Source organism: Lactobacillus delbrueckii subsp. delbrueckii DSM 20074 = JCM 1012 (genome assembly GCF_001433875.1).
In the GTDB taxonomy this organism is placed as follows: Bacteria; Bacillota; Bacilli; order Lactobacillales; family Lactobacillaceae; genus Lactobacillus; species Lactobacillus delbrueckii.
In genome coordinates, this window is record NZ_AZCR01000012.1 from 1 (window position 1) to 13,519 (window position 13,519).

The 13,519-nt window shown below is 48.8% G+C and carries 13 protein-coding genes and 1 pseudogene; 9 read left to right on the forward strand and 5 right to left on the reverse strand.

Features of this window, described 5'->3' with window-relative positions; all coding sequences use genetic code 11:
- Positions 1–246: 246 nt before the first annotated feature.
- Entirely contained in the window at positions 247–825 is a 579-nt protein-coding gene (locus FD23_RS09645) for a hypothetical protein (RefSeq protein ID WP_052933775.1), read from the forward strand.
- 55 nt (positions 826–880) lie between these two features.
- On the opposite strand, the gene FD23_RS10245 is transcribed toward FD23_RS09645, so the two are convergent.
- From FD23_RS10245 to FD23_RS09965, 4 genes are all read right to left on the reverse strand, one after another.
- Positions 881–1,138: a hypothetical protein gene (locus tag FD23_RS10245; protein ID WP_025896066.1), complete on the reverse strand. Its 258-nt coding sequence runs from the start codon at positions 1,136–1,138 to the stop codon at positions 881–883.
- 5 nt (positions 1,139–1,143) lie between these two features.
- Positions 1,144–1,845 (reverse strand): LLM class flavin-dependent oxidoreductase, encoded by a 702-nt coding sequence (locus FD23_RS09180; protein WP_230844911.1) that lies wholly within the window; start codon positions 1,843–1,845, stop codon positions 1,144–1,146.
- A gap of 113 nt (positions 1,846–1,958) precedes the next feature.
- Positions 1,959–2,192: a hypothetical protein gene (locus tag FD23_RS03235; RefSeq protein WP_230844910.1), complete on the reverse strand. Its 234-nt coding sequence runs from the start codon at positions 2,190–2,192 to the stop codon at positions 1,959–1,961.
- The gene (locus FD23_RS09965; protein WP_052933774.1) at positions 2,182–3,369 is read right to left on the reverse strand and encodes a sensor domain-containing diguanylate cyclase; all 1,188 of its coding nucleotides are present in this window, start codon (positions 3,367–3,369) and stop codon (positions 2,182–2,184) included. Before FD23_RS09965 ends, FD23_RS03235 begins: the two co-directional genes overlap by 11 nt.
- Before the next feature lie 276 nt (positions 3,370–3,645).
- On the opposite strand from FD23_RS09965, the gene FD23_RS03245 reads away from it, so the two are divergent.
- The 4 genes from FD23_RS03245 (at position 3,646) to FD23_RS09975 (ending at position 6,050) form a co-directional block, all read left to right on the forward strand.
- On the forward strand, positions 3,646–4,659 hold the full coding sequence (locus FD23_RS03245) for an NAD(P)H-dependent glycerol-3-phosphate dehydrogenase (RefSeq protein WP_025896062.1): 1,014 nt from the start codon (positions 3,646–3,648) through the stop codon (positions 4,657–4,659).
- Between the two features lie 136 nt (positions 4,660–4,795).
- Positions 4,796–5,164, forward strand: coding sequence for a helix-turn-helix domain-containing protein (locus FD23_RS03250; RefSeq protein WP_052933773.1), 369 nt, complete (start codon positions 4,796–4,798; stop codon positions 5,162–5,164).
- A 101-nt stretch (positions 5,165–5,265) separates the two neighbouring features.
- Positions 5,266–5,676, forward strand: a complete 411-nt coding sequence (locus FD23_RS10250) for a hypothetical protein (protein ID WP_230844909.1) — start codon at positions 5,266–5,268, stop codon at positions 5,674–5,676.
- Positions 5,667–6,050 (forward strand): hypothetical protein, encoded by a 384-nt coding sequence (locus tag FD23_RS09975; RefSeq protein ID WP_230844908.1) that lies wholly within the window; start codon positions 5,667–5,669, stop codon positions 6,048–6,050. The genes FD23_RS10250 and FD23_RS09975 overlap by 10 nt, the downstream gene beginning before the upstream one ends.
- A gap of 320 nt (positions 6,051–6,370) precedes the next feature.
- On the opposite strand, the pseudogene FD23_RS03265 reads toward FD23_RS09975, so the two are convergent.
- Positions 6,371–7,257 (reverse strand): annotated as a pseudogene (locus FD23_RS03265) (DNA/RNA non-specific endonuclease).
- 311 nt (positions 7,258–7,568) lie between these two features.
- On the opposite strand from FD23_RS03265, the gene FD23_RS10255 reads away from it, so the two are divergent.
- The 4 genes from FD23_RS10255 (at position 7,569) to FD23_RS03285 (ending at position 13,098) form a co-directional block, all read left to right on the forward strand.
- The gene (locus tag FD23_RS10255; RefSeq protein ID WP_230844907.1) at positions 7,569–8,294 is read left to right on the forward strand and encodes a hypothetical protein; all 726 of its coding nucleotides are present in this window, start codon (positions 7,569–7,571) and stop codon (positions 8,292–8,294) included.
- A 12-nt stretch (positions 8,295–8,306) separates the two neighbouring features.
- Positions 8,307–10,484: a glycoside hydrolase family 68 protein gene (locus FD23_RS03275; RefSeq protein ID WP_230844906.1), complete on the forward strand. Its 2,178-nt coding sequence runs from the start codon at positions 8,307–8,309 to the stop codon at positions 10,482–10,484.
- A 164-nt stretch (positions 10,485–10,648) separates the two neighbouring features.
- Positions 10,649–11,878, forward strand: a complete 1,230-nt coding sequence (locus FD23_RS03280) for an LCP family protein (protein ID WP_052933772.1) — start codon at positions 10,649–10,651, stop codon at positions 11,876–11,878.
- 239 nt (positions 11,879–12,117) lie between these two features.
- A complete protein-coding gene (locus FD23_RS03285; RefSeq protein ID WP_025896060.1) occupies positions 12,118–13,098 on the forward strand; it encodes an LCP family protein in 981 nt (326 codons plus the stop codon).
- Positions 13,099–13,519 lie beyond the last annotated feature (421 nt).

Below are 13,519 nucleotides of genomic sequence, written 5' to 3' on the forward strand. Positions count from 1 at the left end.
GATTTTTTGTGCTCTGATCCAGTGAAAACGATTTTTCTTACTGGATCGGAACAGTGTTCAGTTTAATTTTACAATCGGCGACTCTTTTAACTTGAAAATAAGTTGGATAATTTTGCCTTCAGTGAGGATAAAAGTTTAATTATAATTTCCTTCATTTTTTGGCTTAACATCTTTCAATAATTGAGTATAATTAAGAGCAAGTAAAAAGAATTGTTTTGATACCGATATAGGAAAAGGAACCGTATTATGAAGAACAACCGTTTAATGAAGAACCTTGGTAAAGCTACTGTTGCTGTTGCTCTGTTGGCTACTGGCGTAAGCCCAGTTCTGGCCGCAACTGAAAACAAGACTGAAGTTAAGAGCAACAAGACTGCTGCTGAATCTTTATCAAAGAAGACCAGCTCAGTAAGCTCAGCAACTTCATCAAAGAAGACTAGCTCACCAGAATCATCAAAGGCTTCAAGCTCATCAGAAGCTTCAAAGAGCAGCTCTTCAGCAGCTTCATCATCAAGCAAGAAGTCAGCTAAGAAGAGCACTAAGAAGGCTGCAAAGAAGGCAACCAAGAAGGTAGCTAAGAAGGCAACCAAGAAGTCAACTAAGAAGGCTGCAAAGAAGGCAACCAAGAACACTAAGAAGGTAGCTAAGACTACTAAGAAGTCAACTAAGAAGGCTGCTAAGGACACCAAGAAGGCATCTAAGACTACCAAGAAGTTAACTAAGGAGGCTGCTAAAAACACCAAGAAGGCAGCTAAGACTGCTAAGAAGTCAACTAAGAAGGCTAGCGCAAAGTCAACTTCAGCATCTTCAACTAGCTCAGCTAAGTAATTAATTTGAGCAAAAATAAAGGCTCTATCATCAAGCACGATGGCAGAGCCTTTTTTTAGTCTTTATTTACTTCTGGGAAAACGTACTTTTCCATGTCAGCCAAGCAGTCCGTAATTGGCCGTTTAGTTGGCTTGAAGTTGATAATCACGTGGTTTAAGCCTTCCTCGCGCTGCTTGCGCCAGAACTGGGCCATGCTCTTGGCGCCCCCGCGCAGGTAGATCTTGTTGAAGAGCTCGTATGGGGCGTCCGGGTCATCCAACAGCTCAACGAAGTTTTGGTAGCCGAAGGGATGCCAGTTGCCGTCCTCATTCAAGTCATTTAGCTTCTTAACCGCCGGCGCCGTCTCATCTTAGCCGATCTCATGCCAGATCCAGGCGTCCGGCTCGTTAGCCAGGAGAGCTCTTGCCGGCAGCGGCCGATCGCCACCAGAGGCATTGAGTAGCCCTCTTCAAACTGAGGCACGACACTCAAAGACCCGGTCAGCTTGCTGTAGTAGTTGCCGCTGAAGTGCAGGTGGTTGGGATGTGTCAGAGACTTCTTGGTTAAGTCCCAGCCTTCTCTGAAGATCTCGCTGCGCTCATTCCAGTCCCGGCCAAAAGCCTTAAACTCATTCTTCCGGTCCCCGCTGACCAGGCCCAGCAGGAAGTGGTGGTTGCTGAGCCGATCGATTGACACGGCTGCCTGGGCCACGTGGATCGGGTTCCGCTCAGGTAAAATGAAGCCGGCAGATCCCAAAACAATCTTGTCTGTGGTCATGGCCAAGGCGCCCAGGGTCGCGATCGGGTCCAGGCCCTGGCCTACGTCCCCAAAGTATGGGTCATAAAAAGGCACACCTCTGATCCACAAGGCGTCAAAGCCGGCAGCTTCTGCCGCCTTGGCGCAGTCAAAAAGGTTACTGACATCCGGAATCTGGCTGTCTGGGTAGCCCTTAAAAGGGGCCATCAAGCCGAAAGTCAACTTGCCTGGCTGAAAGACCCGCTTAAAGCCAGGGTGGTTGGAAAACTTCTTAGGATAGGTCACGCTTTTGCCTTAGCTGCCCGCACCTTGAAAAAGAGGGCTGTCATCCAGGCCCAGAATCTGTAGGTTAGGGATGTTCAACTTCTTTTCTTCTTCAGCCATTTTTTCTGCCTCCGTTAATTAAAGGTCCGGGCATCTGCCGTCAAAATCTGGCAGTCGCCCCTAAAGCGTTCTTCATCAACCGCTGACTCAACAAAGTCCGTAAACTCCTCCTTGACCCTGGCCTGGTCGCCCGGGGAAATCAGGTTGAGCAGGGACTGGCCGTAATAGTCGTAGAATTCTGACGACAATTCGCAGCCAAACAGCTCCAGCAGGCTCTTGTTAACGGAGATGGCTTCTTTAGTATCCATCTGCATGACCAAAAGGGGAGTCGGGTCCGCCCACCGCCAGGGCCCTTAAACCCAGGCCCAGCCGGTTGTGGTGCTTCTTCTCTGACATGCTGGACTTGTAGCTGGCAAAATTGTTCTTGCCGGCAATTTTCACCTCATACAAGGCCGCGTCGGCGAACTTCAAGGCCTCTTCATAGTCCTTGGCCTGGCCCGGGAACTCGCTGTAGCCGATGGAAACGTAGAAAGGAATTGCTTCTCCGTTGCTTTCCGCTTCCTGCTTTAAAACGGATAGGCTTTTGATAGCAGGCCGGTTGTCGCTCATCTTGCCGGGAAGAGCCACGACGAATTCGTCCCCGCCGTTTCTGCCGATGATAGCGTTTGGCCCGAAACACTGCTTCAAGTTCTTAGTCAGCTGGACTAAAACCGCGTCCCCGGTCTGGTGGCCAAAGACATCGTTGATCGATTTGAAGTCGTCGATGTCCAGCATGATTACCGTGGTCTCCGGCTGCTTCTTGGCTGACAGGCTCGCCAGCTTCCAGTCGAAGCCCTGCCGGTTGTAGGCCTGAGTCAAGGGGTCCAGGGTGGCTTCTCTTTCCAGAATCCGTCCGCTGATCCGCCGGTTGATCACCCAGAGCATGAGGCCGGCGATGGCGAAGTCGATGATCACGATATAGCCCATGAACCAGTTCCACTTGTTGTAGAGCCAGCCCTTGGCCGGAGCCAGCTTCAAGAGCCATTTGCTGTTGTCAGCAGTCGTGAAGCTGTAGGTGATTGGCTCGTGGAGGCTGCCCTTTTGCATGACTTGCTTGTAGCTTGTATTTAAGGGTGAAACTTGCTTTTCTAATTCGTAGCTGTAGCCGGCTGATTTAAGATTAGCTGCGGTTGAGGAGAAGGTCTGGGGGATCTTCATCACTACGATGGCAAAGCCCCAGAATTGTTTCTTGCCCTTTCTCTTGATAAAAATCGGCGTCCGCATAATCACACCTTTTCCCCCTTGCTTTAGGGGAATCGGTCCCTGGGTCACGGTGATTTGGTGGGCAATCCCGTAGCGGCAAAGAGGGCCGCGGACCGGGTCGGTCAAAAGGTTGATCTTGCCTGCTTCGTTTCCTTTTAAAGGATGGATTTCAGTGACTTTCCCTTTAGGCGCCAGCTGCAGGTTGCTGGCCGCTTCGTTTTCTTCTAAAAGGTCCTTGGCCACGGTGGAGAAGAGTAAGCGGTTGCTTTTAATAAACTCTTTAGTTTTTCACTTGGAGATAAAAGCATAGCTGTTTTTTGTTTACACTTTTTAATATGGCTATTCTCTAACGGACGTTTCAATTGGGAAACGTCTTTTTTGCGCGGGCAAAGGCTAATTTCTTAATAATTAGGCTGGGGTTAAAGAGAAAGTTGCCGGCTGAGTGCTATAATAGGTTAGATCAGTGGCGGCCGTTTTGCCGCCGCGAATAGGAATCAACAAACTAAGTGAGGTAATAATATGGCAAAAATCGGTGTTTTGGGAGCAGGTACTTGGGGCATGGCACTGGCCCGGATGCTCAGCAACTCTGGTCATGAAGTGACCGTCTGGTCAGCCCTGCCGCAAGAAGTCGACGAACTTTCAAGAACTCGTCGCCAGAAGAACCTGCCAGGTATGGTTATTCCTGACAAAATTAAATTCACTAAGGAAATTGCGGAAGCCTGCCAAGACAAGAACATCATCCTGTTCGCCGTACCATCAGTCTTCGTCCGCTCAACTGCCAAGACTGCCGCTGCCTTTATTCCAGACGGGCAGATCATCGTTGACGTGGCTAAGGGGATCGAACCAGACACCCTCTTAACTTTGACTGAAGTCATCGCTGACGAATTGAACAAGGACGGCAAGCATGGCAATGTCCACTACGTTGCCATGTCTGGCCCGACTCACGCTGAAGAAGTGGCCAAGGACCTGCCAACCACCATCGTTTCCGCCTGTGAAGACCAAGCTGTGGCTGAAAAGGTACAGGATGTCTTCATGAACAAGAACATGCGGGTTTACACCAACTCTGACCGCTTGGGCGTTGAGCTCTGCGGGGCCTTGAAGAACGTAATTGCTTTGGCCAGCGGGATCTGCTCAGGCCTGGGCTACGGGGACAACATGCGGGCTGCCTTGATCATCCGCGGGATGGCGGAAATCAAGCGCCTGGGCCTTAAGATGGGCGGCAAGGAAGACTCCTTTGACGGCCTGGCCGGCATGGGGGACTTGATTGTCACCGCCACCAGCAAGGAAAGCCGGAATAACAATGCTGGTTACTTGATCGGCAAGGGCAAGAGCGCTGAAGAAGCCAAGAAGGAAGTCGGCATGGTCGTTGAAGGGATCAACGCCATTCCAGCTGCCTTGGAACTGGCTGACAAGTATGACGTGGAAATGCCAATCGTCTTCGCCGTTGACGCCGTGGTCAACCGCGGTGCTGATGCCCGGGAAACCGTTGACGCCTTGATGCTGCGGGAAAAGAAGTCAGAAATGACCAAGTAATAAAGTTAATTAAGAAGTCTGCGGAAGCAGGCTTCTTTTTATCTTTTCTGTTCTTTTCTAAAAAAATAAAAAAACTCTCATAAACATTTCATTTTATTACAACTTATGTTATGCTTATAATAGGTGGTGACTTTGGATGGAAAAGAACATGATTGGCAAGTATTTGCGAGACCTGCGCCGGCGGCGGGGGATGAGTCAGCAGGAGCTGGCCCTGGCCTTGGGAGTAAGCAAGCAGACCGTCTCTAATTGGGAGGTTGGCCGCAAGGTACCGCGGATGAAGGCTGTTGAGAAGATAGCGAATATTTTTGGCGTGTCTAGGAACAGCATTCTGGCCGGGCTGCCGGTAGAAATGCTGGAGCAGGAAGGGCAGGAAGACCGCATGGTGGTCGACTTGACCGACCGCGATATCCATTTGACCTATCTGGGCCAGCAGGTGCCGCGGGAATATATTGACATCATTGAGAAGCTGATGCGCTGCGATATTGCAGAGCGCGATGCTCAATAAGGCGGGAAGTTCCCGCCTTTTTCTTTTATCCAGGGGGCGGAAGCCTTTTCAAAGGAAGTAGTATAATGAAAGAGTGATGTTAAAAATGTAAGGGGGATAAGATGATGAAGGAGAAGAATTGGCTGACCTGGCTGACGGTCTTGGCTCTGGTGGTGGGCTTTGCCGCCATGGGAGCCAGCGTCTGGCTGAGCGCGCAAGCTGCCAAGCAGACCCAGAGAAACAGACAGCTGGCCGGCCAGCTCTACCAGGCCAGCCGGACCAAGAGCCAGGAAGCTTCCAGCATCAAAAAGCGCCTGGACAAATTGGCGAGCGACAATTCCAGTTTAAAGAAGAAAAATTCCCGGCTGGCCAAGGAAAACCAGGCACTTAAGCAGGCCAACCAAGACCTGCTGGCAGCCAGCGCGGCCGCGGGATTAAACGTCTGGGAGACAGAAGAAAAGAGCGGCAAGCTCCAGCTGAAGATCGACAGCCAGACCGGGCAGGCAGTGATGACCTGCTGGTTTTGGCGGTAGCGGCTAACAGCCGGATTACTTTAAACAGCTTGCCTAGCTATTTCCCGGTTGACGGGGCCAAGCCGCGCTATTTTTACCGGAAAAAAGTGGCGATTGGCAAGACGGAAGGAAGTTTGACCGGCGCTTACACGGGTTCTGATATGGTCTGCCTCTTTGCAGACGCTAGTGGCGTTTACTGGTTCAAGGGGAACCGGGGGCAAATAGAAAAAATCGGCAGCCAGGCCTACTTCAAGAAGCTGCTTCTGCAGATCAGTTTGAATAAGCTGGAAGAGAGCCCGTTGCTGGTGAAGAAGACGAAGACGGAAAAGAAGAAAATGAGCAAGAAGACGACTAAGAAGATTGAAAAGCAGTCCAGCAAGAAGAAAGCAGAATAGAGCAAAAAAGGAGCCCCAACCCGCGGTTGGGACTCCTTTTTGATGTGAAAGGGGGGATGGCATATGGCTTCGATGCATTTTATGAATAGAAAGGAATCGGTAAAAATGCGAAAGATGTTAGAAGTGTTTGAAATGAGTCGCCCGATATGCCAACATATTGAACCAAAACTGTACAAATAAGATAAAAGAGTATGTGTGTAAAAATGCAATAAGAAAAGAGCATGATATAAAATCTTTACAGGAAAAGGTAGGTCCATCTCTCTTGCCTTTTCCTACTGCCAATACTACACAGGCCCTTGCAAAAATACAAGAAATATGCTTTAGCGCAGTGCCCGGCGGTAGCCGGCTCTTTTGGCTTCAGTTTCGGTGCGGAAGTAGACCGCGTTGGCTGAATTCATGTGGTAGCCGGCCTGGCCTGGAACGTGGTAGATCTTGGACCGGCGGTAGCCGACGATCCGGCCGGTGGTAGAAGTCTTGATCTTCTTTTTAGAAGATGTGGATTTTTTAGCAGCGGCCTTTTTAACTACTGTCTTTTTGGCAGACTTTTTCGCCGCGCCGGTAACCACGCTGGTACCGTTTGAATAGTTGAGCTTGACGCCGTCCTGGACATTGAAGATGTAGACGTGAAAGCGGACAGCGTTAGAGCCAGTGGACTGGGCCTCCATCTCAACCCCGCGGGCCAGGAGCTCCCGGCCGCGGAAGATTGGCTTGACCCGGTAGCGGATGTAGTGCCGGCTGGAGGATTTGATGTAGCTGGCCACCTAGTTTTCGTACTTGAGCATGCCCGGGTCGTTTAATTGCCGGGTCCCGGTGATCAGGTTCTTGGGGTTATTGTTTTGCCCGGTCAGCTGGTAGCCGATCAGGTGGCTGCGGTTGTAGAGCCAGCCGCCGGCGATCTTCTTGTTGTGCCAGGCGGTTGGGTTCCAGTAAAGGGGCTCTCTGGCCTTGGCCGGCATGAGCCGCTTGTTCAGCAGGGCATCGGCTCCCCGGCCCGGTTTAAAGAGTCCAGCTTGTGGTAGCTCTGCCAGGCCCCCTTTTTAGTCGACAGGGCCTTTTTGGAAAAAGTTGGCCGGTCCTGGTTGACGGTGATAACTTTTTGCCCCTGGTAGTTGCGGTCAGCCAGGCTGCTGGCCTTGGCGGGGCTGGCCACGAGGAAGCTGGTTGAGGCCAGCAGGAGGGCCGTTAATTTTTGCATTGCTTTCTTCACGGAAATTCCTCTTCTTTACAAAATCACTTTAGTGTTAGAACAAACAACTTTGACATTCTAACATGATTACATAAAGAAGGAATAGGCGGAAAATGGCGGAGAATATATTACGGAAAATATTGCTTTATTTTCTTAAGTGAGCTTGGAGAATTAGTGGGTTTTTAAAGCGGTTTGCCCTTTAAATAGATAAGTAGATACAAATGCTACAAAAAATGTGAAAGAAATGTTGTAGAACAAAGATATTGCTTAGTGTGCTTGTTAGCTGGCTGAGCAAAATGCGTGATTATCTTTTGGAGGAAAAACTTAAGGTTATGAAAAAGGAAGAAAAGAAACGCGGCCTGTTCGGCAAAGATTACTTAATGCTCTCGGCAATGACCATTGGTTTGCTTGCTGGCGCGGGTAAGGCACAAACTGTTAAGGCTGATACCACGATTGCAACTAATAACAATACCGCAGCCGGCACTAACAACACCAATACCGCAAATAACAGGACTGCCAACACTGCAACTGGCAACACCAACCAAGCTACTACTGGCACGACCACTGGTACTCCGGATCCAACCAACCCAGGTTCAACTGGTACCAACACCGGCACTAAGACTGATACTAAGAGTACTGGTAACACGACCGACAACCCGGGTTCAGCCAGCGACAACACCCAGACTCACCCAGGCTCATATACTGGCAATACCTCCAGTGGTGAAACTTCAGAACTTGGGAAGCAAAACGTCAGTGAAGATGTTTCAAACGAAAACATTGGCGAAGGTTCAGTTATCAACAACTATTTGACCACGCAAGCTGCCAAGGACAACTACGCCAAACTGAATGACACTGGTAAGAAGATCGTGGCTGCTGCTTTGAGAGAAGGAAGCACCTTGGACCTGGACAAGCTGACTGACACACAGATCACTGCTTTGAACAAGATGGTTCTGAACAAGACTGAAGACAACCAGTATACTTTGAAGGACTACGACTCAATTACCAAGAAGATCGTTGAACGCGACAGCAGCTCCCAAATTCCGCTCTTCAAGGGATAAAAGATCGTCAACATGCCTGGTTTGGACAAGGTCAAGGACGCGGAAACCGGTGAAGAAGCAACCATGGACATCTGGGACTCCTGGCCAGTCCAAGACCCAGAAACTGGCTACGTGCAAAACTGGAACGGCTACCAGCTGGCTGTGGCCATGATGGGTATCCCGCACAAGAGCGACAGCCACTTGTACCTGCTTTACAACAAGTATGGTGACAACAACTTTGCTAACTGGAAGGTTGCCGGTTCAATCTTTGGCTACAACAATGACCCGAAAACTGGCCAATGGTCCGGTTCAGCTATGCTTAACGCTGACGGCTCAATCCAATTGTTCTATGCTAACGTTCTAGCCCAAGAAAGCAACAACCAAAGAATTGCCACTATCACGGTCAACATTGGCGAGAACGCTGACGGTGTTTACATTAAGAACACTGAAAACGACCACATTCTCTTTATCGGTGATGGTACTGTTTACCAAAACTATGAACAGTGGAAGAACAGCGAAAACCGTGGGGCCAACAACCCGCAAATGCGTGACGCCCACGTCTTCAAGGACAGTGACGGTACTTACTACCTGGCCTTTGAAACTGCTACTGGTGATCTCGGTGACGACCCAGAAGGTGCTGATAACTTGTATGACTGGAGCAGATACGGCGGCAACGCGGCTTACAACGTAAGTGAATTGTTCAAGTTGCTCAACAGCACCGACATGAACACCAGAGCAGCAGTAAGCAACAGTGCTATCGGTTTGCTCAAGCTTGACATGAGTGACCCTAAGAATCCTAAGGTACCTACTGACGAAAATGGCAAGCAAGTTCTGTACAAGCCGCTTGTTAAGACTGTTCTGTCCGGTGACGAAATCGAACGGCCAGACTTAATCAAGTTGAATGGTAAGTACTACCTCTTCGTTGATGGCCGGGTCAACCATGCCAGTGACACTGACTTTGCTGTTCAGACTAACATCGCGGTTGGGGACAACGTTACCATGCTGGGCTTTGTTTCTGACAAGGTAGACGGCGACTACATTCCTCTGAACGGTGACGGTCTGGTACTTGGCGCGTCTGTACCATCAACTTGGCGTACTGCTACCTACTCATATTACGTAGTCAATATCAACCCTGCCAACTTGAAGAGCGACAAGATTACGGTTAACGGCGTAACTTACGACAAGGACTACTTCGTTAACCACGTTGTTTTGATTAACTCCTACATGGGTAATCGGGGTGAAATTGCCGGCAAGGGGCTTAATTCAACTCTTGGGCCAAGCTTCCTGGTTTTGGTCGATGGTGACAAGACGACTGTCTTGGCCAACTCAACTACTGACCAAGGCGTTTGGGACTGGAACGAAAATAGTCCTAAGCCTGAACTGGCAGCTGCATCCTTAAAGGAAGCCAAACGGTCAACTGACAGTTACAGCTTCCAAGTTAACAAGGACGGCTACTGGTACCTGTACAACGATTCAACCGATGACGGCTCAATTAAGATGCAAACTGGTTTCCAATACCTGGCTGGCCAAAACAAGACGGTTTACTACGACCCAGCAACTGGCCACATGCTGTATGGTCTGCAAAAGATCAATGGCAAGACTTACTACTTTGCTCCAGGTTCAGGCGCAAGAGTTGTCGGCCAAATCAAGATCAACGGCAAGTGGTACATGTTCGACAAGAAGACTGGCGTAATGCAAACTGGCTTCCATTACATTGCCAGCCAAAAGAAGACTGTCTACTACAGCCCTAAGACTGGCCAAATGCTGTACGGCCTGCAAAAGATCAATGGCAAGTGGTACATGTTTGACAAGCGCTCAGGCGCCAAGATCAGCTACCAAACGGTTGGTACTTACATCCGTCTGAAGCACAACGCCGCTCTTTACTCAGCTAAGGGCAAGAAGACTAAGGCTAAGAGTTACAAGAAGGGCCTGTACACCAAGTCTGTCGGCATCCGGATCATCAAGGGCAAGGTCTACTACAAGCTCAGCAATGGTAAGTACATCAAGGTTGGCAACATTACTGTCGGCAAGAAGCGTACTCTTAAGAAGAATGCCTACATCTATGTCAAGAAGGGCAAGAAGGTAAAGGCACTTAAGGGCGTGCAAAAGAAGGGCAGCACGAAGTACACTTACGGCTCTGTTGTGATCTTCCAAGGCAAGAAATTCTACGCAGTAGCCAGCGGCAAGTACATCAAGTCCGCAAACTTCTAAAATCAAGTAAGCAGAAAAATCCCGCGTCAGCGGGATTTTTTTCTTTGACCAAGATGTGAAAATACTCTTCAAAAAAGATAAAAATCTGTCAGCTGGCGCCTATCTGATTCTAGTTTAACTATAATGTAGATAATGACTTTTATCTCAAAAGAATAGGATACTTGGTGAAGACTTTGAAAAATGACAACAATATAAACACCAGAGTTGGCAAGCGGAAGAAGCGTGGTAAAGCCAAGCGCGTCTTCTGGAGCATCCTTGCTGTCTTGTTGCTTGGGATTGGCGGCTTTGCCTACTATGAATATCATACGGTTAAGAATGGGGCAGATTCAGCTTACAAGTCTGGCGGCATTAGCAGTGCAGAAAACGGAAGCAAGAATTCCGTCCTCAGCAGCTCCAAGCCGATCGCAATCCTTTTGATGGGGACGGACACTGGGGCTTTGGGGAGAACTTACAAGGGCCGGACCGACTCGATCATGGTCGCGGTCTTGAACCCAAAGACCAAGAAGACGACTCTGGTCAGCTTCGAAAGAGACCAGCAGGTCAACTTGCCTGACTACCCGGACAAGTCGCCTTCCAAGTTGAACGCGGCCTATGCTTACGGCAATGCCAAGGAATTGGCTAAGGTCTTGAAGAAGTACTACAATGTTCCAATCAATGCCTACGTCTTGATTAACATGGGTGACCTTAAGACCATCGTCAACAAGGTCGGCGGGATCGATATTGCTCCGGTGATGTCTTTCAGCTATGAAGGCTACACCTTTACCAAGGGCAAAACGACCCACATGAACGGAGCCAAGGCTTTGGCATATTCACGTATGCGCTATGACGACCCGCAAGGTGACTATGGCCGGCAAAAGCGGCAACGGCAAGTTCTTTCGGCTCTTTTGAAGAAGGCGGAAAGCGCGACGACTCTGCTCAATTCCAGCTTTATTTCCTCCCTGTCCAAGCAGGTGCAGACTGACTTAACCTTTGCTGATTTGACCTCTTTGGCTAAAAATTATCTGGCAGCTACAAAGAACTTGAAAACTGATTACACCCACGGTACTGGCTATATGCAAAACGGGGTTTCCTACCAGAAGATTTCTGTTTCTGAGCGGCAGAGAATCAGTAACTTGATCAGAAAAGCCTTGGGTCTTAAGACTAAAAAGATAAGTACGGACTCAATCGATACTTCTACTAGCAGCTCAACCAGTCCAAGCGCAAGCAGCTCTGCCGGAAATACCCCTGGCAGCAATGCTAGCGGTTCAACGACTGCTCCTGGCTCTGATACTAATACTGGTTCCAACTATAATTCCAATTACGGGTCTAATTCTAATTCCACTTATAATTCCGGCTATGGCACGCAGGACAGCAGCCAAAATATGTACGGTCAAAACACTGGTACCGGCTACTAATCATAAAAAGTTGCAGAGGAGTTAAAGGCGAGCCTTGACTCCTCTTTTTGTATGCGGCTTTCAATCAATAGATTTTAAATGGCGGGGAGATCTGCTAAAATTGAAGTGTTAGCCAGGCATTTGTCTAAGTTTTTTTAAAAAAACAGAGGAAAGCGGATTTGTCTGGTGCAGACCCGGAGTTTTTATATATAATGAAACTATTGCATCTATTCTAAAGATTGGACATATGGTGAAAAGCTGTGAATGAGAAAAAGTTAAATACAAGAACTGAGAAGCGGAAGAAACGCAATAAGTTTTGGCGGATCTTCTGGATTGTCGTTGGGGTATTCGTGGTTGGCCTGGCTGGATTTGCCTGGTATGAATACAGTTCAGTTAAGAACGCGGTTAATACTGCTTACCGTTCAGGCGGGATCAGCAGCGCGGAAAACGGGAGCAAGAACGACGTCATCAGTAACAAGAAGCCGATGGCAGTCCTCTTGATGGGGACTGACACCGGGGCTTTGGGCAGAACATACAAAGGCCGGACCGACTCCATCATGGTCGCGGTCTTGAACCCAAAGACCAAGAAGACCACCCTGGTCAGCTTCGAACGTGACATTCAAGTCAACCTGCCGGATTATCCGGAACACTCACCGTCTAAGTTGAACGCGGCTTACGCATACGGTAATGCTGGTGAACTTGCTAAGGTGCTGAAGAAGTACTTCAACATCCCGATCAATGCTTACGTGTTGGTTAACATGGGCGGACTTAAGACTATCGTCGACAAGGTTGGTGGGGTTGACATCGCGCCGGTTCTGAGCTTCAGCTACGAAGGCTACACCTTCACCAAGGGCCAGAAGACCCACATGGACGGGGCTAAGGCTCTGGCTTACAGCCGGATGCGGTATGATGATCCAGAAGGTGACTACGGCCGGCAAAAGCGGCAGCGGCAAGTGCTGCAGGCCCTGGTCAAGAAGGCCGAATCAGCCCAGACGCTGCTGAACACTAGCTTTATTTCATCATTGTCCAAGCAGGTTCAAACTGACTTGACCTTCAGCGACTTGACTTCGATGGCATCTTCATACCTGCCAGCCACGAAGAATGTCGTAACTGACTACACCCACGGCACTGGCTTTATGCAAGATGGCGTGTCCTACCAGCAATTGTCTACGACGGAACGGCAGAGAATCAGTGACTTGATCAGAAAGGCCATGGGTCTTAAGACAAAGACAGTTCGGTAATTTAAAACAGTTAAAAATGCTGGATGCAACCATCCAGCATTTTTGTTTACAATCGTCCTTACATTATTGATAGTGCACAATACAAGTAAAAGATGTTATACTTGAGTATACTGCGGCGAGTTGTGTTTTCGTCATAGATATATTTTGTTAGCCAAAGATTACTTAGGCAAGTTATTTCTAGTTGTACGGGTCGCCGATTGTAAAATTAAACTGAACACTGTTCCGATCCAGTAAGAAAAATCGTTTTCACTGGATTAGAGCACAAAAAATCCATTCGCCAATTGCAAGAATAAATTGAACACTTACCATAACATCTGGTAGATTTTGACTATCTACGCCTGTAAATGCGGTCAAGTTCGGTGTCAAAGTACTCTTCTGGAGTCTTGTAGTTTAAGATCTTCCGAGGAAGAGAGTTGCACCA

Coding starts and splice junctions, on each gene's coding strand:
- FD23_RS09645 (WP_052933775.1), top strand. CDS start 247: ATGAAGAACAACCGTTTAATGAAGAACCTTGGTAAAGCTACTGTTGCT.
- FD23_RS03235 (WP_230844910.1), bottom strand. CDS start 2,192: ATGGATACTAAAGAAGCCATCTCCGTTAACAAGAGCCTGCTGGAGCTG.
- FD23_RS03245 (WP_025896062.1), top strand. CDS start 3,646: ATGGCAAAAATCGGTGTTTTGGGAGCAGGTACTTGGGGCATGGCACTG.
- FD23_RS03250 (WP_052933773.1), top strand. CDS start 4,796: ATGGAAAAGAACATGATTGGCAAGTATTTGCGAGACCTGCGCCGGCGG.
- FD23_RS10250 (WP_230844909.1), top strand. CDS start 5,266: ATGATGAAGGAGAAGAATTGGCTGACCTGGCTGACGGTCTTGGCTCTG.
- FD23_RS10255 (WP_230844907.1), top strand. CDS start 7,569: ATGAAAAAGGAAGAAAAGAAACGCGGCCTGTTCGGCAAAGATTACTTA.
- FD23_RS03275 (WP_230844906.1), top strand. CDS start 8,307: ATGCCTGGTTTGGACAAGGTCAAGGACGCGGAAACCGGTGAAGAAGCA.